The sequence below is a fragment of the Paenibacillus agri genome (assembly GCF_013359945.1).
Taxonomy (GTDB): Bacteria; Bacillota; Bacilli; order Paenibacillales; family Paenibacillaceae; genus Paenibacillus_AQ; species Paenibacillus_AQ agri.
In genome coordinates, this window is the sequence record NZ_JABWCS010000211.1 from 127549 (window position 1) to 150078 (window position 22530).

The 22530-nt window shown below is 44.6% G+C and carries 22 protein-coding genes; 3 read left to right on the forward strand and 19 right to left on the reverse strand.

Annotation, left to right across the window (positions count from 1 at the left end):
* Window positions 1–19 precede the first annotated feature (19 nt).
* The 4 genes from HPT30_RS16120 to HPT30_RS16135 all read right to left on the reverse strand — a co-directional run bounded on the left by HPT30_RS16120 (window position 20) and on the right by HPT30_RS16135 (window position 4021).
* Window positions 20–1147: an AAA family ATPase gene (locus HPT30_RS16120; RefSeq protein WP_175372364.1), complete on the reverse strand. Its 1128-nt coding sequence runs from the start codon at window positions 1145–1147 to the stop codon at window positions 20–22.
* A gap of 23 nt (window positions 1148–1170) precedes the next feature.
* Window positions 1171–2379 (reverse strand): MFS transporter, encoded by a 1209-nt coding sequence (locus HPT30_RS16125; protein ID WP_175372365.1) that lies wholly within the window; start codon window positions 2377–2379, stop codon window positions 1171–1173.
* Window positions 2380–2381: 2 nt separating this feature from the next.
* Window positions 2382–2861 carry a DUF6530 family protein gene (locus tag HPT30_RS16130; protein ID WP_175372366.1) on the reverse strand — a complete coding sequence of 160 codons (480 nt, stop codon included), beginning with the start codon at window positions 2859–2861 and terminating at the stop codon, window positions 2382–2384.
* 218 nt (window positions 2862–3079) lie between these two features.
* The gene (locus tag HPT30_RS16135; RefSeq protein ID WP_175372367.1) at window positions 3080–4021 is read right to left on the reverse strand and encodes a helix-turn-helix domain-containing protein; all 942 of its coding nucleotides are present in this window, start codon (window positions 4019–4021) and stop codon (window positions 3080–3082) included.
* 133 nt (window positions 4022–4154) lie between these two features.
* Here HPT30_RS16135 and HPT30_RS16140 point away from each other — a divergent pair, with 133 nt between their 5' ends.
* Entirely contained in the window at window positions 4155–5096 is a 942-nt protein-coding gene (locus tag HPT30_RS16140; protein WP_175372368.1) for an aldo/keto reductase, read from the forward strand.
* 66 nt (window positions 5097–5162) lie between these two features.
* On the opposite strand, the gene solA is transcribed toward HPT30_RS16140, so the two are convergent.
* Genes solA through hutH form a run of 6 tightly spaced genes read right to left on the reverse strand, consistent with a single transcriptional unit; the run spans window position 5163 to window position 11094 of the window.
* On the reverse strand, window positions 5163–6290 hold the full coding sequence (gene solA / locus HPT30_RS16145) for an N-methyl-L-tryptophan oxidase (RefSeq protein WP_175372369.1): 1128 nt from the start codon (window positions 6288–6290) through the stop codon (window positions 5163–5165).
* Between the two features lie 50 nt (window positions 6291–6340).
* On the reverse strand, window positions 6341–7129 hold the full coding sequence (locus HPT30_RS16150; RefSeq protein WP_175372370.1) for an IclR family transcriptional regulator: 789 nt from the start codon (window positions 7127–7129) through the stop codon (window positions 6341–6343).
* 16 nt (window positions 7130–7145) lie between these two features.
* On the reverse strand, window positions 7146–7868 hold the full coding sequence (locus tag HPT30_RS16155; RefSeq protein ID WP_175372371.1) for an amino acid ABC transporter ATP-binding protein: 723 nt from the start codon (window positions 7866–7868) through the stop codon (window positions 7146–7148).
* Window positions 7855–8532, reverse strand: a complete 678-nt coding sequence (locus HPT30_RS16160) for an amino acid ABC transporter permease (RefSeq protein WP_217622406.1) — start codon at window positions 8530–8532, stop codon at window positions 7855–7857. Before HPT30_RS16160 ends, HPT30_RS16155 begins: the two co-directional genes overlap by 14 nt.
* 58 nt (window positions 8533–8590) lie before the next feature.
* Window positions 8591–9433: a transporter substrate-binding domain-containing protein gene (locus HPT30_RS16165; RefSeq protein WP_175372372.1), complete on the reverse strand. Its 843-nt coding sequence runs from the start codon at window positions 9431–9433 to the stop codon at window positions 8591–8593.
* A gap of 47 nt (window positions 9434–9480) precedes the next feature.
* On the reverse strand, window positions 9481–11094 hold the full coding sequence (gene hutH / locus HPT30_RS16170) for a histidine ammonia-lyase (RefSeq protein ID WP_175372373.1): 1614 nt from the start codon (window positions 11092–11094) through the stop codon (window positions 9481–9483).
* A 224-nt stretch (window positions 11095–11318) separates the two neighbouring features.
* On the opposite strand from hutH, the gene HPT30_RS16175 reads away from it, so the two are divergent.
* Window positions 11319–11681, forward strand: coding sequence for a hypothetical protein (locus HPT30_RS16175; protein ID WP_175372374.1), 363 nt, complete (start codon window positions 11319–11321; stop codon window positions 11679–11681).
* A gap of 323 nt (window positions 11682–12004) precedes the next feature.
* On the opposite strand, the gene HPT30_RS16180 is transcribed toward HPT30_RS16175, so the two are convergent.
* The 8 genes from HPT30_RS16180 to HPT30_RS16215 all read right to left on the reverse strand — a co-directional run bounded on the left by HPT30_RS16180 (window position 12005) and on the right by HPT30_RS16215 (window position 21113).
* Window positions 12005–12754 (reverse strand): gamma-glutamyl-gamma-aminobutyrate hydrolase family protein, encoded by a 750-nt coding sequence (locus tag HPT30_RS16180; RefSeq protein ID WP_217622407.1) that lies wholly within the window; start codon window positions 12752–12754, stop codon window positions 12005–12007.
* A gap of 53 nt (window positions 12755–12807) precedes the next feature.
* On the reverse strand, window positions 12808–13689 hold the full coding sequence (gene opp4C / locus HPT30_RS16185; protein ID WP_175372426.1) for an oligopeptide ABC transporter permease: 882 nt from the start codon (window positions 13687–13689) through the stop codon (window positions 12808–12810).
* Window positions 13690–13739: 50 nt separating this feature from the next.
* Complete coding sequence (locus tag HPT30_RS16190; RefSeq protein WP_312876344.1) at window positions 13740–14690, reverse strand: ABC transporter permease; 951 nt, start codon at window positions 14688–14690, stop codon at window positions 13740–13742.
* A gap of 29 nt (window positions 14691–14719) precedes the next feature.
* On the reverse strand, window positions 14720–15697 hold the full coding sequence (locus HPT30_RS16195; protein ID WP_175372376.1) for an ABC transporter ATP-binding protein: 978 nt from the start codon (window positions 15695–15697) through the stop codon (window positions 14720–14722).
* Window positions 15694–16716, reverse strand: coding sequence for an ABC transporter ATP-binding protein (locus HPT30_RS16200; protein ID WP_175372427.1), 1023 nt, complete (start codon window positions 16714–16716; stop codon window positions 15694–15696). Before HPT30_RS16200 ends, HPT30_RS16195 begins: the two co-directional genes overlap by 4 nt.
* Window positions 16717–16763: 47 nt before the next feature.
* A complete protein-coding gene (locus HPT30_RS16205; RefSeq protein WP_175372377.1) occupies window positions 16764–18173 on the reverse strand; it encodes an amidohydrolase in 1410 nt (469 codons plus the stop codon).
* Between the two features lie 12 nt (window positions 18174–18185).
* Window positions 18186–19850, reverse strand: a complete 1665-nt coding sequence (locus HPT30_RS16210; protein ID WP_175372378.1) for an ABC transporter substrate-binding protein — start codon at window positions 19848–19850, stop codon at window positions 18186–18188.
* A gap of 291 nt (window positions 19851–20141) precedes the next feature.
* Window positions 20142–21113 (reverse strand): alpha-L-fucosidase, encoded by a 972-nt coding sequence (locus tag HPT30_RS16215; RefSeq protein WP_175372379.1) that lies wholly within the window; start codon window positions 21111–21113, stop codon window positions 20142–20144.
* A gap of 243 nt (window positions 21114–21356) precedes the next feature.
* On the opposite strand from HPT30_RS16215, the gene HPT30_RS16220 reads away from it, so the two are divergent.
* A complete protein-coding gene (locus HPT30_RS16220) occupies window positions 21357–21935 on the forward strand; it encodes a TetR/AcrR family transcriptional regulator (RefSeq protein WP_175372380.1) in 579 nt (192 codons plus the stop codon).
* A gap of 106 nt (window positions 21936–22041) precedes the next feature.
* Here the strand turns inward: HPT30_RS16220 and HPT30_RS16225 are convergent, their stop codons facing one another.
* The gene (locus HPT30_RS16225) at window positions 22042–22500 is read right to left on the reverse strand and encodes a tautomerase family protein (protein WP_175372381.1); all 459 of its coding nucleotides are present in this window, start codon (window positions 22498–22500) and stop codon (window positions 22042–22044) included.
* Between the last annotated feature and the right edge of the window lie 30 nt (window positions 22501–22530).

The window sequence follows — 22530 nt, forward strand, 5'->3', positions numbered from 1 at the left end:
TCTCCCCATAACTTAATCTCTATTGCTGCGTCATCGCTAGATTTTCTTTTTTTTTTACCTCACCCGTCGTAACGGTGTCTAAGCTTGTGAGTAGACCATGTTTTTCGAGCGCTTCTTCCAAAATCTTTATTTCTTCTGCATCGGTAGTTATTTTGTAGATAACCTTATGATATAGCGATTCTTTGGCCGAGGCGCCTTCTGCAACCGCATCTGCCCAGTAAAAGAAGGAACGCATTCCAGCTACACCTTTGATGGCATTGGTCCGGGCTGTAGTATCCAAAATGATAATCGTATCTGCTAATACGCTGAGTACCCGGTCATCTTGATAACCAGTTTTGACTTTTGCCCGTTCCACCATGACTTCTTTCGTTGGCAGATTCATTTTCTCCGAGTGCTGTACTCTGTCCCGCAGCGCTTCATTGAGCGGTCTCGCCCCAGCATAACTACGATTGGTGGTAATGACCGCGATAAAGTCTGGATGTCTGTGAATGATTTCAGTTGGAAGATTAATACTTCCGTCCAGTTCCAAAGCAGAGTTGAGCGCCATGAGTACCGCTGCATCACGAATGACGTTTGGTTCCTGTATTTCTAGAAGATAGCCTTGCTGATAAGCCCTAACGATCTCTGAAGGGTAAAAACGGTACTCAACAGTTTCCCCTTCACTGTGTTCCGCAGCTAGCTTCAGCAATTGCTTCATCTTTAAGCCTGCTTGTTCTTCGGTAATCTCCAATGCATTCATCAAAATTTCAGTGGCGCTTTGAAACCCGTCGCTTTCATACAGAGCTTTCAGGACAGTTTGCTCTACAGGCTCCAGTTTCTCTAATTGTTCAGAAGAAATCACCGGTAATATCGCGCCAATGATATCCGATTTATCCATGTCCGCAAAACAGGTCACCTTTGTATAGGGTAGCCCAAAATTAGCGGATAACGCTTTGGCTAATTGGGTTTTGCCAGAGCCGGCATCACCTTCTAACAGAATATTGGCGATTTTCATTTCACCGCGATTCCAGTTCCGTTTCACTTCGTTACTGATACGCTGTTCCTCTTCGCCGGGCTTATGAGACATGGGCTTTTGCCACACCAGCTTTTTTTCTGCATCCGTCAATGATCTCTCAGGTGACAAATAATATTCCTCATGTTCTTGCATTATTTATCTCTCCTTCTTGCCCGTCATGCTGTCGGGCCTGCCTCAGCTTTACTACTCTTCTTAACAACAATAGGGAGCAGCAACAGCGCACCGAGCATCGCAAACGTACCACTCACCGCAAATACTCCTATTAAGGAAACCGCATCCTTGAGATAACCGGAGATGAACATTCCAACAACCATCATCCCCATAAAAATCGGCATAATCGTTCCGGATACCCGGCCAATGAATGCTCCCTCTGTGTTCCGCACAAGAAGCGTCTGAATTCCGCCTTGGATACAAGGGTAGAACAGACCGCTAATTACGAGCAGAACAATGGTCAGCCAAATTTGCTTGGACGCGCCCATTCCCACCGTACAGACGGCATTGACAAGCAAGCCGACTAAAAGCAATGTCTGTGGCTTAAACTTCTTGGCTATCGCAATAATAGCGGCTCCGCCTACCAGCATCGCTGCCCCATTGGCCATCACGAGCCATTGCAGAAATTGTCTATCCCGTCCCAAATTCTCGATGACCAGGAAGATTTGCAGGGGCTGAGTCAATCCGGAAGCCAAACCAACTGCCGAGAACGTCATACTCAGTGTTCTTAAAGATTTATTGTCCCTGATATAGCGCAGTCCAGCCGTCAGCTCCTTGATGAAGCCACCGTTATTCTCTGACTTCGGTTCCGCCTCATCACGCGGAAGGGTCGATAATATGAAGGAAGAGCCCAGGAACATCACTGCCGTCAAAATCAGAGACACGTTAATTCCAAATTTAATAAAAATAAATGTACCGATGACTGGTCCAAGCACCGTAAAGACAGCAACCAACGTTTGAGACATTGCCATCACGCCCTGCAGTTGTTCAGCAGGCACATGTCGCTTGTACAGTTTCATCGCCGAAGGCTGAGAAAATTGCGACAAGCTGGCAGAAACAAAAGACCCGATCAGAAGGGCAACCCATCCACCGTTTATGACCGCAAGCAGCACAGCCCCAACGGACAAACCAGACAACAAGTCACTCCAGACCATCGTTCTCTTCGGCCGCCACCTGTCGGCAAAGGTTCCGCCAATCAGGCCAAATATAAAGATCGGTGCAAATTCTGCAACCGAAATCAATGATATATCCACCGGATTATTATGCGTCAGTTCGGAAACATACAGCAGGACGGCATAATTACGGATCCATATCCCCAGTTGCAGCAGCACCCGGGAGAGGATAATTGTTCGAACATAGCGATTCGCAAACATTTTTAATACCCCATATCTTCTAAAATTTTCGATAGCGCACTCAGACGCTCGCTGATCATTTCATCATCATCACTAAGTGCCTGACTGAACAGCTGAATATCTTTATTAATCTTTTCATTGGCCACATCGACCGCCACGGTCATAGCATCACCTTGCAGGGCAATACGATCGAGAACCGGCTGCTTCGGATCATATAAATGCTCATAGCGATAAGCTTCTTGAAAATGGGCCAAGGTCCGGCAGATCAAAATGGACAAATCCAGAACACGATGGAGAGGCAGTTCTTCCGATTGTCTTGACCACTTTTCTCCCGTGTATCTCCATACTTTAGCCGAAATATCGACCTTTCCCCGATCGTTCCACTGCGCCAATCCCAGGGAAAGGCCCTGCGCGTCTGTGTTTCTAGCCAATCGGCCGTCAACCTTCTCATAATTCTCCACTACAACTACAGGTTTATGCTTTAACGTTGTAGGAATTTTCATCTTGCTACCTCTTCTCATTTACTAATTTACTAAATTACTAATTTACTGCTCAATAATATCTTGAACTTTTTTGTTCGTCAAGCCGCTTTTAAAAATTTGGAAATCACTCCTTAGCGGAATTTGTAGCACAAGAACAAAAAAAGGTGACCTCTGATTCATTCAGAAGTCACCTTTTTTAACCACTTGCTAAAATATATTCAACGTTATATTGCAGGGAATTAACGAGGCTTTGGAGCTTCATATAACGTGCCATTAACAGTCATCTGTTTGCGATATTCTCGAGGTGAAATTCCCTCCATTCGCTTAAATGTTTTGTTAAAGTTACTGACATCTTCAAAACCAACCTCATTGGCGATTGCAATAATTTTAAGATTGCTTGATGTTAATAAGGATTTTGCGGCATCACAACGCACCCGATTCCTAAATTGAAGAAAAGACATCCCTGTTACCTCTTTAAAATGATAAGTAAACGTAGATTGGCTCATGCCGCAAAGCCGGCTTATTTGTTGAAGAGTCATTGCTTGGGCATAATACTTCTGAATAAACTCACATACTCGCTCGATAATTGTACAATCGTCTAATCCTGACAGCAAAGTTGCATTATCAAGTTTGTCATAGCACCTGCTTAAATACACAAACAACCCTAACAATTTCGTTTGAATCATAAGCCTATAACCTAGACGCTTTTGATTAAATTCATCTCCGAGAAGGTCAAGTAATAGTCGAAATTCAATCTGCTCAGCGGGATTTAACGTTAACTTCAGACTGAAATCAACGGTTTCTCGAAAAAAAGGCTCCACATAAAAGAAATCAAAAAAAGGGTTAACTTTTATTAGAACTTCCAGTTCATTGCGTAATAGTTCAGGCTGAAATTGAACCCCGTATACTTCTAAAGTATGGCCTGCGTTCGCTGTGTAATAATGATCTTTATTCGGTTCAATAATAAAGACGTCTCCCTTAGAGACTTGAAAATGTGAACCATTGTATACATGTTCGCCCGCACCGTTAACGATATAAATAAGATTAATGTAATCATGGGAGTGTGAGACCCGATGATCGGTTTCAACAATCGTTTCTAGATATATTCCGAAGGGAAATGTATCGCTTTCTAAAACAGGACATGCACCGATTTTTGGTATGTTTTTATTGCCTGTAATCATTCGGTTCAACTTCCTTTTGTAGGATGGTCAGCAGATTTGCCTACTCTTTCGGCAAATTCGCCAAGTTTAAAACACTCGTATTAAGTAGTATATGTATATCAAATCATTACATCAAGCAAAGGGGACTTGGAACATGAAATTCAAAAATTTAGGGAAAACAGAACTAAAAGTATCCCGTATAGGTCTTGGAACAAATGCAGTTGGTGGTCATAACCTGTTTCATAATCTTGATGAGTCGAAAGGTTTTCATTTGGTAGAAAAAGCAATATCTTCGGGCATAACTTTTATAGATACCGCAGACGTTTATGGTTTTGGTCGTTCTGAGGAAATGATTGGTGAAGTGCTTCGCCGAAATGAAATCAGCCGTAACGAAATTGTTCTTGCAACTAAAGGTTCTCAGCAGCGGCAAAATGACGGGAACGTGATAGCCAATAACAGTCCAAAGTATCTTCGCACAGCACTCGAAGCAAGTATGAAACGACTAGGAACTGACTACATCGATCTATATTATATCCACTACCCAGATAATAAAACGTCATTTGCTGAATCTATCGGGGAACTAGTTCGTCTAAAAAATGAAGGGAAAATTAGAGAAATTGGTATTTCTAATGTCACTTTAGAACAACTTAAAGAAGCAAATGCCGACGATCAAATCGCTGTTTTGCAGTCTCCTTATAATCTGTTAGACCGCTCTGCCGAGAATGACTTATTACCTTATTGCAGAGAGCACCAGATTTCATTTATTCCTTACGGACCTTTGGGATTTGGTATTTTAGGTGGGAAATATAATGCTGATTTTAAACTGCACAGTGGGGATTGGCGTCAAAGTCTTCCGTTATTCCAATCGGATGTATTTCCACTCATTTTGAGCAAGGTTGAGAAGCTTAAAGCATTCGCACATGAGAAACAGACTACGGTCGCTAATCTCGCTATAGCTTGGTTATTAGCTCAACCTGGAATTGACGTGGTAATACCTGGCGGTAAAGAACCGGAACAAGTAGCAGAAAACTTGAAAGCAAGTGATATCACACTTATAGAAGAGGAAATTAACTTTATAAAAAATATTTTCAATTGATATTTTGTATGGTTATAAAAACAGCGACAGCTTGAAGAAATATCTTAGACTGTCGCTGTTACTTAACTAAAATCGCTTGAGTGAAAAATGAGAGAGATCTATGTCATTCTTCCCTGAAATAATCAGGTTGCTCAAGGCTTGTCCAACTGCACTGCTAAATTTGAATCCATGTCCTGAGAACCCTGCTGCAATCGCAATGTTAGGATACTTTGGATGTAAATCGATAATGAATTTTTCATCAGGAATCATCGGATACATGCAAATCTTTCCATACTTCAGTTGCTGAATTTCAGGAAGATATCCATTCAAAAATTGCCGCAAATCTTCCTTATCGCCTGCTACTTCACCAAACTCTTGCATCGATTCATCCGGATTTATTTCATCTCCGCCATCATGTCGGCCTACCTTTAAGCCGCAGCCATCCGTACTTGGAAAACCGTAATAGATACCTTCTGGAGTCTCAAAGTTAAAGGCTGGAAACTGCTCATGATTATAACTATTTTCATCAGCATCAAACCAAGCAAAGGTCTTTCTTACAGCTGTAAGAGGAAGATCCAAATCGAGCATCGTCGAGAGTAGCTCACCTGACCAGGACCCTGCGGATACAACCAACGCATCGGAGTAAAAGGTCTCTTCGTCCGTTTTAATGATTACTCTGTCAGCTAGAACGGAAATATCTTGTACTCTACTATTAGTGAGGATTGTAGCACCGTGGGATTCGGCAAGCTCTTTATAAGCTTGGATACATTCCTCACTTTTCAGTATTCCTGACGCTGGTTCAAAACACCCAACATAGTCGCCGGGTAAAGTGATGCCAGGCCAGCGCTGATAAACTTCCTCAGCATTCATAATATCGAGTGGCAACGAATATTTTTCAGAACTAGAAATAATATTTCTGATAAATTCGGATCCTTCCTCACCTACATTGAGAACCCCTGTTTGAAGGAACAATTGCTTACCCGTAGCCTGTTCTAGATCAGTCCACAATTCTTGCGCTCTAAGAACAAATGGAACATACTCCTCACCCTCGGCATAAGCATGCCTGATAATTCTAGTTTCCCCGTGATGGCTACCTTTGTTATGTGGTGGGTTAAAGGAGTCTAACAATAAGGTTTTCTTGCCACTCTTGGCTAAAAAATAACCTGCAGCCATTCCCATTGAACCTGCACCAATGATGATTACATCAAAGTTCATACCCTTTAACCTCCATGCCAAAACTAAAATATTTGAATATCAATCTTCTGTCAAATTGGTTTTGGTGTCAAGGAATGCCCGAGGGACGCTGAAATTGCAGCAGCTGCTTTTCTAACGGCTGATCCATATTGTATGCAAAAATCAGGTGTGAAATCTTGCGTAAAACCTAGAACGGTAAGGCTCCCTATCACCCTTCCAAAACGGTCGAATATGGGAGCTGCTACCGCACTGACACCTTTGTCCAGCTCTTGGTGTGATTCCGAATATCCCATGCGACGGGTGATCACAAGGTCATTTAATAATTTCTGGCGATCTGCAGCTTCATGTTCAGAAGATGGCTTCGACGCAGAAGAATCCATATATCTTTCCAGCTCTTCTTGCTCAAGAAAAGCAAGGATCGCCTTTCCCGATGATCCCTTATTAATCGGACTCAAACGTCCGATCAAATGTGTGACATGGACGACTGCCGGACTATCCACTTTGTCCAGACACTTCACCTGACGATTAGAAATAATGGATAAGGTAACCGTTTCTCTCACTTCATGAGCCAGACGTTCTAATTCGCCACGTGCCATCCGCTGGAAGTTCAATCTCCCGGACAGACGGTCCATGATGAATTGAAATATTTCCACACATACTTCATACTTACCATCCGGCAGCTGGGAAACAAATCCGCGTCGTTGAAGCGTACGAAGAATACGGAAGGTGGTTGATTTATTGAAGCCGGAAGCAGCTGCGAGTTCAGCAACTCCCCATCCTCCATCCCGTTCAACCAGTCTCATAAGAACTTCTAATCCCTTATCCAGTGTTTGCAGTTGGTCTGTATCATTCCCTGACATAAAATTCTCCTTATCATTACAAAACTTTCGATAGGAATTCTATTGTTCTTTGATGTTTAGGATTAGAAAATACTTCCTCTGGTGTGCCTTCTTCTAGAATGGTCCCTCTATCCATAAATAGAATCCTGTCGCCAACTTCTCGGGCAAACCCCATCTCATGGGTGACAATCACCATTGTCATTCCTTCTTTAATCAAATTTTTAATGACATCCAGTACTTCTCCCACCATTTCAGGGTCGAGCGCAGAAGTAGGCTCATCAAATAGCATGACTTCCGGATCCATGGCTAAGGCTCTGGCTATTGCGATTCGCTGCTTTTGTCCCCCTGAGAGAGAAGCCGGATAATCCTTTTCCTTACTGGACAAGCCTACCCGGCTTAACAGCTCTAACCCGCGTTTATAAATATCCTGTTGAGGCATCCTCTTAACATGAACAGGAGCGAGCATAATATTATTGATCACATTATTGTGGGGAAACAGGTTAAATTGCTGGAATACCATGCCCATTCGCTGCCTAATCTTATTGATATCCGCTTTTTTATCCGTGATATTCTGACCATCGAAAATTATCGATCCAGAGGTGGGAGCTTCCAGCAGATTCAAACATCTCAGCAAGGTTGATTTGCCCGAACCGGAGGGACCAATAATAACCGTTACTTCCCCTTTTTTAAAATGCTGGTTGATGCCCGATAATACAGGGGTCTTCCCAAAGTTTTTATACAGGTCTTTAACGTATATCACTGCTCTTAAATCTCCTTTCGATCCAGCTCATCAACCTACCCAATGAGAACGTTAGGATAAGATAAAACACGGCCGAAATTATTAATGGTTCAAGAGCAAGATAAGTGGCTCCTTGCACAATCTTGGCTGCTAGTGTCAATTCTCCAACGCCAATAACGGAGGCCATTGAAGAAGCCTTTATGATATTCACAAACTCATTTCCGATAGCCGGTAAAATATTTTTGATTGCCTGTGGCATAATGACAAGCCTCATAGCCAAGCTACGAGACATGCCCAAGCTTCTTGCCGCTTCCATTTGCCCTTTATCAACAGCCTCGATACCTGCTCTTACAATCTCAGCTATAAATGCGCTGGCATTTAAGGTAATCGCAATAACAGCCGACTGAAATGCTGAGATATCGATACCCAGCAGCATTTTACCACCCGAAAAAACAAGCAGTATCTGTAATAGCAGTGGAGTTCCTCTCATCAGCTCAATAAAAACCACAGCAAACGCGCTTATAGGTCTAAATTTCCCGATGCCGGATTTGGAAGCTTTCATAAAATAGATGATAAAGCCTAAAACCGTGGCTAAAATAACGGTTGCTATTGATAAGCCTATGGTGACTTTCAAACCTTCAAGAAATTTAGGAATATAGCGGTCTAGAGAACTAAAATCAAGCAATGATATGCCTCCTCTTTATGCACGTAAACCTTATCCAGGCATATTTAATTCGGACTCTCTATTCATTTTTCTGATTTTTTGCGGCCAATTCGGAAGCGGCTTGAATATATTTATCAAGATCTCCAGAATCCTGAAGTCGTTTAATGGTTTTGTTGATAGATTCACGCAAAGCATCTTCATTCTTTTTGACGACAACTCCAACTCCAGCGCTGTTTAAAGCAGAATCATCGATAACGATGCCATCAGCAATCGCAAGCTCGGGATTTGCAGCTACAGCAACTTTTGCAACAAGACCTTCACTAATAACAACATCAACCTGCTTAGCTTTTAGAGCAAGGTTTAGCGTATTCATGTTGTCCATCAGCACAAGATTCTCATTCGGGAATTGAGCTTGCATTAGCGTTTGCTCCGTAGAATTCAGCTGCACGCCGATTCTCTTTCCTTTTAGATCGTCCAGGCTTTTATATTTGTCCTTGTCCGAAGCTTGAATCAACGCAATATCTTGGGACAGATAATAAATATCCGAGAAATCAACCTGCTGCTTTCTTTCTTCTGTTGCCGATAAAGCTGAAATCAAGATGTCAGTCTGGCCAGCTTTGAGGGCTGGAATTAATGCATCAAGGTCCAGTTGTTTAAACTCCACTTCTACTCCGATATCCTTGGCAATTTCTTTAGCTAAGTCAATATCAAAGCCAACTCTCTGATCTGCACCGTCAACGATGGCATGGAATCCAAATGGAGCGAATACAGCATTATTGCCAACCACGATCTTACCTTTTGCCTTTATAGCCGCCAGCGCATCCTGAGTGTCGTCATTTTTATCTCCGCAAGCCGATAATACCAACACTAACGCCCCTACTAAGCTAATAAGCATCCATTGTTTGAAAACTTTCTTTTTCATAAAAATCCACTCCCTTATTAATTGTATGTTTTTAAAACATGAATCTACTAAATTAAATCTCCAATTGCGGCTTCGATTTTTTTCACAACCTCACCAGATTCAGCTAGTTTTATGGCTCCCTTAGAAAGCGAAGGCATGTATGTATCATTATCTGTGAACGGAATGGCATCTAGTAACACGTCATAAGCGATTTGCGTGCCTGCCCCTAATTTAAAATCACCCAATACATCTCTCGTGATATAGATGGCTCTTGAGGCAAGCAAATATTCGATCCCAATAATCTTGGGAAGATTATCGATGATTTGCTTTGTCTTCCTGCATGCCCAAGGGGCCATACTTACATGATCCTCTTGATTACTTTTAGTAGACAGGGTATCTACACTGGCAGGAAAACATAATGTTTTATTCTCGGAGGCGATCGCTGCAGCTGCACATGAGATAACAGGATACCCACAATTCAGACCTGCAGGTTCTCCAGCAAGCATTGGTGGCAAGCCATAGTTAAGCGTTGAATCACATAGTGCGAAAATTCGTCGTTCCGAAATATTCCCGATTTCCGCTAGACTCATAGCTAGAATATCCATGGCAAAGGCAATCGGTTCACCATGAAAATTCCCTCCGCTTAAGAAATCAAGATCCCCTTGTTCATTCCAAAACACAAGTGGATTGTCTGTAGCTGCGTTGATTTCCCGCTCCAGAATTTCTCGGACATAGTTTAGGTTATCCCTACATGAGCCATGGACTTGCGGCAGACAGCGAATGGAATATAAATCTTGCACGCGCGGCTGGTACTCTGGATGCAGGACATCATGCTTCAGGTGAACCTTTCTGGCATCTTCAGTCGTGCGCTCACTATCTCTGACAAGTCTTCTAATATTGCTGGCACTCTCTATTTGCCCTTTTTGCCGTCTGACAAGATGGATTCGCTCATCAAACGCCGCCAGTTCTCCCCGCATAGCTTCAATACTTAACGAGGCAGAAGCTTCTGCTTCTTTCACTAGCTTTGCAGCATCGAAATAATTAAGCACAGCCATCCCTGCAAACATCGTCGTTCCATTAATGAGCGCGAGTGCATCCTTTGCTTTCAGCTCGAATTTGATCGGATAAATTCCAGCTCTTTTTAAAGCTTCCGGAGCAGGTAAAATCTCACCTTCATAGTAGGCTTCAGCAGCATCATACCCGATGAGAACAGAGGCCATATGTGCCAAAGGCGCAAGATCGCCGCATGCTCCAACTGAGCCTTGCACGGGAATTACAGGATGGACGCCTTTATTCAGCATTTCGACCAGCCTGTCCACCACTTCAATTCTGAGCCCGGACACGCCTTGACAAAAAGCATTTAATCTTACCGCCATGGTCGCCCTAACGACTTCTTCTGATGCAGGGTCGCCAACGCCCCCACAATGTGACAAAATAATATTTCTTTGAAACAAATCATTATCTTCAACCGAAATATTGAAATCTTTCAATTTACCTACACCAGTATTAAAACCATAGATTGGGGGGGCGTCACTTCTGATCCAATTCTTCTCTATGTATTCTCTGACTTTAATAATTTCTCTTCTACTAGATTCAGCAATTCGAACCTGAACATGATGTCTGGAGATATTAACAATATCTTCAATTTTTATGTTCTCTCCATCTAGTATTACTTCGCTCATAAACATTCCCCCGCATCCTGCATCTGTTTCTATAATAGAAACAGATGTTTCTTTATTTGGTTAATTTTAGTTAAGTGTAAGAGATAGACGTTTCCGTGTCAATACTTAACTTATAAGTTTAGTCGGAATTTGGCTTGCAGGTCGGAATCATAAGATCATTCATAACATGACATACTGTAGTCTAGTTATGAATGATACAGTTGAATTACAAAGGAGGAGTAATCATGTCTTTTCAACTACCCACACCAATTGCAATCTACATGGATTCCCTAAATACCAATGACAATACTGTCATTGACGGTTGCATGGCAAACGACGCTCATGTTCACGATATCGGTGAAGACAAACATTTTAATGGACTTGAGGCCATCAAGAAGTGGCGCGGAGACTCCAATGACGAATTTAAGCTGAGATCCGAGGTTATAAACGTGGAAGACAAACACGGAATAGTCATTGTAACTTCCCTAACCAGCGGCAATTTCCCGGGAAGTCCCCAACTATTTTATTATTTCTTTACTGTCGCATATAACCTGATTTCCAATATAGAAATTGTTCCAGGTAAGGAAAACGTAAAACTCGATAATTAAGCGGCATACAGAAACAAGCAGGTCTGGCGGCTTCTGAAATACCTGTCCAGACCGAAATGATGCGCAGCTCGCACTGGATACGGTCAAGCAGTGGGAAAGCAAAATAGACGTACCTCGGATGCCGTGCTCCATTCGGATCAAGGCTTCCAATATACGTCTCAAGCGTACAACACGCGATTAGAAGGATTCGGCATCGGCGTTATGGGCAGCCACTCTCGCAAAGCGACCTGCCTGGATCACCCATGCATCGAATCTTTTTTTTCGTATTGTGTATTTACTTTTATAATTAACAGCAGAGTCGCCCGATCTAATTTACCGCAGTCTTATTCACCGTTGTTTGGTTTACTCCGATCCCTCCACGTACGGCCCTGCTCCACAAAAGCTGCAAATAGCTTCGTCATTTGACGCTCGTTAGCAGCTGCCATATTTTCAGGATGCCACTGTACCCCGATTGTAAAACTTCTCCCCGTATGCTCAACCCCTTCAATTACACCATCAGGTGACGTTGCCGTCACTTGCAATCCTACTCCGAGCTCCCGAAGTGCCTGATGATGAAGACTGTTGACCCTTACTCCGGTGCTCCCAAAAATGCTAGCCAATCGGCTATCAGGTGCAAGCAAAATATCATGGGTATCTCTGCTTCGAGGAACGTCGCGCTGCACATGTTCCAGAGCTCCCTCATACTGGCTCGGCAAATCCTGATAGAGCGTACCGCCGAGGGCAACATTTAGAACCTGCACTCCTCGGCAGATGGCCAGTAGTGGTTTATCAGTATCTAGAACATAGCGAATCGCTTCCAGCTCAATCACGTCACGAATTGCCAGTGTCTGTCCAAGCTCAGGTATGGCCTCTTCGCCGTATCTGGAAGGATCGATATCCTCACCTCCCGTAAAAATCAGACCGTCACAAAGGTCGATCAATTGTTTAACTGTTTCTATTGAAACAAGCGGCAGAACGATGGGGAGACCACCCGCTGCTTCTACCGCAATGTGATAATCCTGATGAACGTATACTCCTTCACTATAAGCGTTCAATCTGGCTAATGTGCTTGTAATGCCGATAACAGGTTTCATGATAAACTCCTTTTACGCTCATGGTATGGGCCTTGTGTGCAAGGAACGCCAGACTACTGGCGGGTATCTAGCGCATCGCGCAGACCATCACCTACGAAATTTATAGCAAGCACAGTGAGCAGGATCATTGCCCCCGGAGGTACCCACAGCCATGGCTGATCAGTTAATACCGTCAATGATTGTGCGTCCGTAAGCATATTACCCCAGCTAGCTGTCGGGGGCTGCACCCCCATACCGAGAAAGCTAAGGCCCGCTTCACTCATAATGGCAGAAGCAATGCCAAAGGTTGCGTTCACAATGATAGGTCCAACAGCATTGGGGAAAATATGCCGGAACAATATCCTCGGAGTGCTTAGCCCAAGAGCGACGCCTGCATTTATGTAGTCAAGCTGCTTGATAGACAGTACGCTACCTCTAACAAGCCGTGCGACGCTCGGCCAGGAGAACAAAGCCAGGACGAGAATAATCGTCGTCATGTTCGAGCCTAGAATGCTAATGACTACAAGAATAACCATCAGAAAAGGGAACGCCATAAACATATCTGTTATCCGCATGATCAACATGTCCAGCCAGCCGCCAAAATAAGCGGACACGATCCCGATTAGTGTTCCAACGGTCACATATAGCGCTACTGTCACGAACCCGACGATAAGTGAAATTTGCGTCGCATAGATGAGACGACTCAGAACGTCGCGTCCAACCTGATCCGTCCCAAGCCAATGCTCTGCCGAAGGGGGAGCTGAGAAAACTCCCGTTACTTCTTTAGGGTCGTTGGGAGCAATCCACGGTGCCAGCAATGCCACAAGGATAAGCAACACAGTTATTACGAGCCCGGCAACGGCCAGCTTGTGCCGAATAAAGCGAGTGAATAACTGCTTTAAAAAAGCATCCTCCGTCTCCGGTTTAACGCTCTCAGCAGGGATCACTGCAGACATGGAGCCCTCATCAAGCTCATACGGAGATAATGCCAAGTCGATCACCCTCTCTAAGTGTATTTAATACGCGGATCAGCTGCTGCATACAGTAGATCCGTAAGCAAGTTGGTCGTAAGTACAATCAGTGCCGCTACCAGATTCAGCCCCATCAGTATTGGATAATCGCGGGACAATATAGATTGAATCGTTAGCTGACCGATACCTGGCCATTGGAAGATCTGCTCAATAAGAATACTGCCGCCTAACAACAGGGGGATTTCCATGCCAACCACTGTAATGATGGGGAGTAGTGCATTACGCAGGGCATGCTTATTGGTAACAATAAACGGATGCAGGCCTTTGGAATTTGCTGTACGCAGGTAGTCCATATTCATTACATCCAGCATACTCGCCCGCACATATCGCACTTTTTTCCCTGCAATAACAATACCTAGTACAAACACAGGCAGAATCATATGGGTAAGACGATCCCAGAAGCCCCCTGCGCCGCCGAGCGTAATCATCCCGCCCGTGGGGAACCATTTCAATTGAACAGCAAATACATAAATCAGACCCAAACCGAGGAAAAACTGCGGAATAGAGGTACCGATAAAAGATAGGCCTGTCATAATATAATCGAACTTCGTATTTTGCTTAACAGCGCTAAGAATACCAACAGGAATGGCAATAAGCATACCGAAAATAAGCGCAGCAGAGGCCAGCAGTAAAGTTGGACCGATTCTTTCGCCGATAATCTTGGTAACGGGTGCATACGAGCTGAAAGAGTAACCCAGCTGACCCTGCAGCAGATTCAGCAGCCACTTAAAATATTGCAGAATCACAGGATCATTCAGACCCAGAATCTCTTTCCTGAGCTCAAGTACTTCCTTAGGGGTATTCGGATCGATAAACATATCAACTGGATTGCCAGGCGCAAGCTTAATAATGAAATAATTAAGCACTGTAATCCCCAATAGGACGGGGATCGCAATCAGGATTCGGCGTATAATATATTGAAAAATGGCCGACTCCTCCCTTCTCTTTCATAACTCTATTGGGCAAGAGGAAAATGACAAGCAACCGCATGCGGCTGCTCGTCTAATACCGGTTCTTCCACGCGGCATAGCTCCTGTGCATACGGACAGCGTGTATGGAATCGGCAGCCACTGGGAGGATTGGCCGGAGACGGCACATCGCCCTGGATGACGATACGTTTGTCTGCACGCAGGGTCGGATCTGGCTTCGGATAGGCTTGAAGTAAGATTTGCGTGTAAGGATGCCTCGGACTGCGGAATAGTTCATCCTTATCACCAATCTCGACGATTTTCCCCAAATACATCACAGCCACTCGAGTGCTAATATATTTCACCGCACCGATTCCGTGAGCAATAAATAGATAGGTCAGATTCAATTCTTGTTGCAGATCGGACAAAAGATTCAGTATTTGTGCTTGAATGGATACATCCAGCGCAGATACCGGCTCGTCGCAGACGATCAGCTTAGGTTCAAATGAAATTGCCCGAGCGATCCCGATCCGCTGACGCTGACCACCGGAGAACTCGTGCGGATACCTATTTTTATAAGCTTGTGGCAGTCCGACCATATCAAGCAGTCGGTTCACACGCGCCTGTACCTGACTACCGGTTGCTAAATTATGCGCAATATACGGCTCTGCCAAAATGTCAGCCACTCGTTGGCGCGGATTAAGCGATGCATATGGATCTTGGAAAATGATTTGAAGCCGCGTACGAACCTCCCTGAGTTCCTTTTGCTTTCGGTAAGTAATATCCTCATTTTCAAACAATATCCGCCCTTCAAAAGGATTCTCAAGTCGTACAATCGAACGACCGAAGGACGATTTGCCGCAGCCGGATTCACCAACAAGTCCGAGTGTTTCGCCTTTATGGATGCTCAGGGTAATATCGTCTACCGCCTTTACATGACCGACAGTACGTGAGAATACACCTTTTTTAATCGGATAATACGTCTTCAGCTGTTCTACTTGAAGCAGCGGAGAATCTGCGATCATAATACGCTAGCCTCCTGTTGCCGGGAATTTACAATGTTTGATAAAGGTATCGTCTGCTCCTCGACGACCCAGCATCGTACTTGATGCTCACCCGCCACACTTTTAAGCTCCGGCTGTTCCTGCCGGCAACGGTTGGTCGCTAAGGCACAACGGGTATGGAAACGGCAGCCCTCAGGCATTTTTGTGATCGAGGGCACCGTGCCGGGAATAGCCTGTAGCCGTTCATTCGCTCCATGAATACTCGGGATGGATGCCATCAATCCTTGCGTGTAGGGATGCTTCGGTTCACGGAAGAGCGTGAATACATCAGCCGATTCTACAATTTGGCCCGCATACATAACGACTACACGATCCGCCATCTCCGCTACGACACCCAGATCATGAGTGATCAGCATAATCGCTGCTTTGCTCTCTTGCTGAAGCACTTTCATCAGCTCCAAAATTTGCGCTTGGATCGTGACATCAAGTGCTGTCGTCGGTTCATCGGCAATCAGTAGCTTAGGCTTACAGGACAACGCCATAGCAATCATAATTCGCTGGCGCATCCCGCCAGAAAGCGTATGCGGATAGGTGTTCATTAGATTCTTACCATGAGGTAATCCGACTTTATGCAGCATTTCAATGGCATAAGCTTTGGCTTCCCTGCGGGTAAGGCTTGTATGACATTGAATCATCTCCACAAGCTGATGTCCGATCGTCAGAACCGGATTCAGCGAGCTCATTGGCTCTTGGAAGATCATAGATATCTCCTTACCCCTTAGCGTTCGGAGCTCCTTCTCGGAATTGTCAGCTATATTCTGGCCGTTAAAGCGAATTTCCCCTTGCTTAATCCGGCCATTATTACCGAGCAGTCTCATAATTGAAAGTGAGGTCACACTCTTTCCGCAACCAGATTCACCAACAATGCCTATCGTCTCCCCTGCTTTCAGATTGAAGCTAATATCCTGAACAGCAACTACGTCTTCTTTCCCATTCCAAAATACAGTTTGCAGCCGATCGATTTCCAATAGATTAGTGATATGATTCACCGCCCTTCTGAAAAATGACGCCGTCCGCGTTCAACTTCTCAAATAAGAACGGGTGCGTGCACATCTTGCGGGATAGCCGGAATATAGGGCTTGCCCTGTGTCGAGTTTAAAAATTCTGTTCGGGCCTTATTCAATGCCTCTCCGCCGTCTGTTAGCAGCTCGTAAGCTGCAAGGGCCAGCAGCTTAGCGGCGTGGTGCATACCTTTAAGACCAATTGGCGAACCAAAAGCAGCCGTCGCTTGCCAGGTATGTACCTGTACACCAAGCGGTGCACAGGTTGTAGTAATCTGGCCCACGGGCGTAATCCAAGACACATCACCAACATCGCTGGAACCGCCACCCGTTATCTGTGAAGTAGATCGGTTTTCGTAAAAAACCGTTGGCAGAAGCTCGTCTGTCTTCCCCCACTCCTGATGACGTTTCTTAGCCGCTTGCAACAAATCCGGATCGAGGGTGGTTGCAAGAGCCGTCGCCAGCTCTTGATCCTCAGCTGAGAAGCTCAGCTCACCCGCATCTTCCTGTTGTTTCACAAGCAATTGATTTAGCGTCTCGTTTATATTCAAATCATAAGCACCCGCTTTAATCTCCCAAGTGACCGAGGTCTCTGTCATCAGCGCACCTCCCTGGGCGATCTTGATTAAGCGCTCCAGCAGTTCGTCCACATGCTTGCGGTTGACGCCGCGGAGGTAGTACCAGACGCTTGCCTCATCGGGTACAATATTCGGTGCTTCTCCCCCATTTGTAATCGTATAATGAATACGCGATCCGTCTGGCACATGCTCACGCAAGTAATTAGCCCCGACATTGGTCAACTCGACTGCATCCAGAGCGCTGCGCCCCAAGTGCGGAACTACGCCTGCATGTGCAGCACGGCCTTTGAAGAAAAATTCAACGGAAGTAAGTGCCGATGTTCGAATGCTCCAAGCTGCATTCGAGTTCCCCGGATGCCATGTGAGCGCAGCATCCAGATCATCAAAAGCACCGGCTCTCGCCATAAATGTTTTGCCGGACAAAACCTCTTCCGCTGGGCAACCATAATAACGAATCGTACCTGACAATCCTGCCTCATCCAGACTTTGCTTTAATGCGATCACAGCTTCTACGCCTGCCGTCCCCAGCAGGTTATGGCCACATCCGTGGCCAGGTCCGCCAGGAGTGATGGGCTCACGAACCGCACTCACCTTCTGCGAAAGCCCCGGAAGCGCATCATATTCCCCAAGGATACCGAGTACTGGTCCACCCGAGCCATACTCAGCCACAAAAGCTGTTGGCACACCACCGATGCCAGAAGTAATTCGGAAACCGGCTGCCTCCAGCGTTTCTGACTGCAGCTTTGAGGCGAAGGCTTCCGTATAAGCTACCTCAGGGTGATTCCAGATGCGCAGCGCAAGCTCCTCATAAGTAGTTCTATTGATTTCAAGCCAGTTAACCAGTTGTTGTTTACCCATGCTCTCCTCCTGCTATTTTAGATCCCATTCATTAATGTTGTTGAACATCCCAATATCGAGCGGCTTGCCGACAAGTACGTCCTTAGACACTGCTAGTAATCTTTTTTCCGAATAAACAGCCAGGGATGGTACATCTTCATGAAGGGTCTCCTGGAGCTTGTTATAAATTTCTTTGCGTTTAGCCGGGTCGGCTTCCGTTTCGCCCTTAGTGATCAGCTCATCCACCAGCGGGTTTTTATAATTCAAGAAGTTGCCCGGATTGGTACTCTTGAACAGAGTGAAGTAGGAGCTCGGCTCAATATAAAAGTCACGGGTGAAGATGGTGATGTCGTAATCGCCCTTTTGTACCTTTTGGATTAGTGTAGGGAAATCAAACTTTTGCACTTGAATGTTGAGGCCAATAGCCGTCAGGTTTTGCACAAGAATATCAGCAGCCTGCTCGCGGATTTTGTTGCCTACCGGAACGAGGAATTCAATCGGCTGTTTCTTATCCCAATTAGCCTCTTCTAACAGCTGCTTTGCTTTCTCCGGGTCATAGCTATAGTTCTCAATATCCTTATTAAAGTAAGGGTGGTAGCTCGGAATTCCCCCGTCAATGACCTCTCCTTGACCTTTAAGCAGCTGGTCCACAATCAAGGTGCGGTTCAATGCATAAGCAATGGCTTGGCGTACCTTTGGATCTGCTATTTTGTTACTGTTAAAAAAAATTTCAGGGGGTACGGAAGGATTTCCTGAAGCCAGGTCGACATTCTCGAATCCTTTGACCTTCTCATAATCTGTAATAGGGATGAGACCTACAGGTACAGAGTTCATCTGAATTTCCCCGGTTTGCAGCTGTGCGACAAGGTTGGTGGCTGGCAGCACTTTGATAAAAATTTTATCCAGCTTGGCCACATCGCGGTAATAGTCGGTATTTTTGACCACCTCAACATACTGTCCTTGGGCAAAGTTAGCGATCTTGAAAGCACCTATCGTAACTTCCGGCTTCTGGAAGTATGGGTTCGTTGAGAGCTGCTCAGGTGCTACGTCCTTCAGAATATGCTCGGGTAGGAAGAACACCTTGGTACCGAAACGTTCCTTGAAAATAAGTGGATCGATTGGCGTCTTAGTTCTGACCTCGAATGTCTTATCATCTACAATTTTCAGGCCACTGATCTCAGTCGTTCCTTCTTCCAGCTTACCGGCATCGTTCAAGCCTTCGATGAAGTTCAGCTTAAAGTTGGTTTCTACCTTCGGGTTAAGGGCTGTTTTTAATGTAAAGGCAACATCAGCTGTGGTGAACGGCTGCCCGTCATTCCATTTAGCCGCAGGATTCAGCTTGACGACAAAGGTTTGATTATCCGTGGTCTCCACGGAATCAGCGATCTTTGGCAGAAATTCGAATTTCTCATTAAGATCAAGAAGAGAGTCATTAATTAGTGCAATAGCATTGTCAGCAGCAGAATCGCCCTGATCATTAATTTGATTCAGCGTGACGGGTACGTTCACAATACCTATATATACAACTTTCTCTTTCTCTTCCTTATTTGGAGAAGGTTCAGCTTCTTTAGGCTTGTCAGTAGCTGGCGCCTGCGTTGCTGAAGAAGATGTTGTATTCGTTGAGGAACCACACGCAGATAACACGAGCACAAGTGCAAGAACGATAAAGAGCATGGTTCGACGATAATGACGATTCATAATTTTTAACCCCCCAATTTTGATTATTCCAATTTGTTTAATATGAATTGTAGCTAAATTTACCATTGATGAATCTCTACTGTCCAATAGATTTGTTCAATTAGATTATCCAAAATATTGAATCTCACTAGCAAATCTGGGGCCTCGGTCATACTAAGAGGAGTTGTAGAAGTAGCCTATCGTGGAATAAGAGGGTTCGAAAATAGAAAATCGCTGCCGGTTCAATGAATGAACCAAGCAGCGATTTTTTAACATCTATGTTGTTTTCAGCTCCTTAGTAAATGTGAAAGCTTATTTTCTATAAGACCAGTTGTCCGGAATCGTAGTGAGATTAGCCGGGTGATGATATCGTTCGCCGATTTCTTTAAAGCGCTGCAGAATGTTATCGTCCAGCACACCTTGCTGGTTCGGCGCACCATTAAGTAAGAATGATACATTATGTTTGTTACATTCAATAATTTTGTCCAGTGCCCAGTCAGCGGTTCTAAGCTCCATAGTGGTATCTGATGTTCTCCAGAACCAAGTCTTCGTTAATATGTTGCAGCTCGCTCCGGGACCGTTAAAAGAGTTATCCACCTCTTGCCCTGCAGCATTCTCAAAAAAGGCAATGTCCGTTTGCTCTACGCCAGACTCACAGCCAATATTCATCAACAAGCACTGTGGTTGCAGGCCTTTGACTAATGCATCGATTTCCTCGAAAGGAAGATCTTCGTAGCTAGGGCCACCCCAAGGCGCATTCCAGCCATCAATAATTAGGAATGGAATTTCCCCGTAACCTGTCAACAGCTCCTCAATCTGATTTTTAATAAACTGCTTGTCTTCAGGCGTGCATTTCTTCCGGCCGATTTGGTGATGCAGATCGAGTGCGGAGAAATAAAGACCTGCTTCAATCCCTTCTTGCCTGAATGCATCTAGATATTCCTTAACTACGTCGGATTTTAGCGTCGCGTTATTTACAGAATGTCCGGTATATTTTGTCGGCCACAGGCTGAACCCTTCATGATGCTTCGCTGTCATCGCAGCAAATTTCATCCCTGCAGATTTGGCAGCTTTGGCCCATTGGGCACAGTTCAGCTGAGTTGGATTCCAGTCCTTGGGATCGAAAATAAACCTGCGGGGCTCATCGTTATTTTCGTGGCCATATTCCCAATCTTCCACTTCTGTATCTGCAAACTGAAATGTAGCACTATTAAAATGAATGAACATACCAAATCTTTGATTAACGAACCATTGTTGTTGATGAACCAATTCTTGATTACTCATGAAGATTACCTCCCAATTATGATTTGTAGCAGAATCGTATAATATCTACCACTCTATAGAATTCCATCCTCTGTTACAGCTAACAAAATCGACATTCTATAGTACAATTCCTACATAATTATTTGGAAGGCCTTCATGTTTCTTGATGTCTCTACTCTGTACGTTTGCAGATTTGAAATGTACAATCGTTACTATAGAAGCTAATGAGCTTGGATGAGCATAGGTAAAAGAAAGGTGTTAAATATGACTCTAAACACTCGAGAACTAATGATTGAAGGTGCCATACAGCTCCTGGGACAACGAGGCGTGCATGCCACCTCCTTTTCTGAAATTATGAAAGCCACCGGAGCGCCAAGAGGCTCGATTTATCATCATTTTCCTGAAGGTAAAGATCAACTGGTCAAGGAAGCTATAGATCTGGCTGGAAAACGCGCTATAAGCTATCTAAGTACCTTTGAAGGACAACCCGCTGAAATCGTAGCCGAGAAGTTCATTTCACTGTGGAGAATGTTGTTAAGCCACTCTAACTTTGAAATGGGTTGTTCTGTGCTCGCGGTCACTGTAGGATCGGACTCATCAGACTTGTTGGATGAAGCCGCAACGGTGTTCCATCAATGGGGAGACCGCTTAACAGCCATGCTATCTGCCGGTGGGCTGGACCTAGGCAAAGCAAAGGGACTGGCAAGTGTCCTCATTGCTTCCTGCGAAGGGGCTGTAGCCATTAGTAAAGCGCAAAAGTCATTCGATACCTTCGATACAGTAGCAGAGCAGCTACTGATTATGGTTAAGAGTGCATCCAGCTCACAACGGGAAACGGAATAATATCCGCTTGAAAGCAAGGTTCTTCTACCTAAAAAACTTGGCCTGTAATCTGCCATTCCGAATTGGAACATGCAGTTTTACAGGCCAAAAATCTTTTTATGAATTTTTAATCCTCCTTGGCTTCCTGAGCCGCTTTAGCAGCAGCTGCGCGAGTTGCCAATGCACTAAATTCTTCAACACCAAAAGCAGTTCCCTGCATCCCCCAACCACCTTCGGAAGCTTCTGTAAGTATCACCCAGGTACGCTTGAGCAGCGTATCATCACCAGCAATCTGTGCTACAATTTCTGTCGCTTCCTTCGTAATCTGCTTTTGTCCCTCACGATTAAGTACACCTGGTGGTGTAATGATTTGGACTCGCACATTATTCGCTGAGTTTGTATTTCCGGTATGAATATCTGTGGCTTTAAGGCGATGTATAAAAACCGCTGTATTGTCCAAATGAAATAGGCTAGGTGAAGCAACACCTTCGGCTCTAAGAATTGCATGGGCTAATGCTGTTCCTAATTCATTTTCTGCTCCTGCTGGGAAAAGATTCTCTGGTGTGTACACATCGATCATTGGCATAGTGTAACTCTCCTTTTTTCAGTACAATTA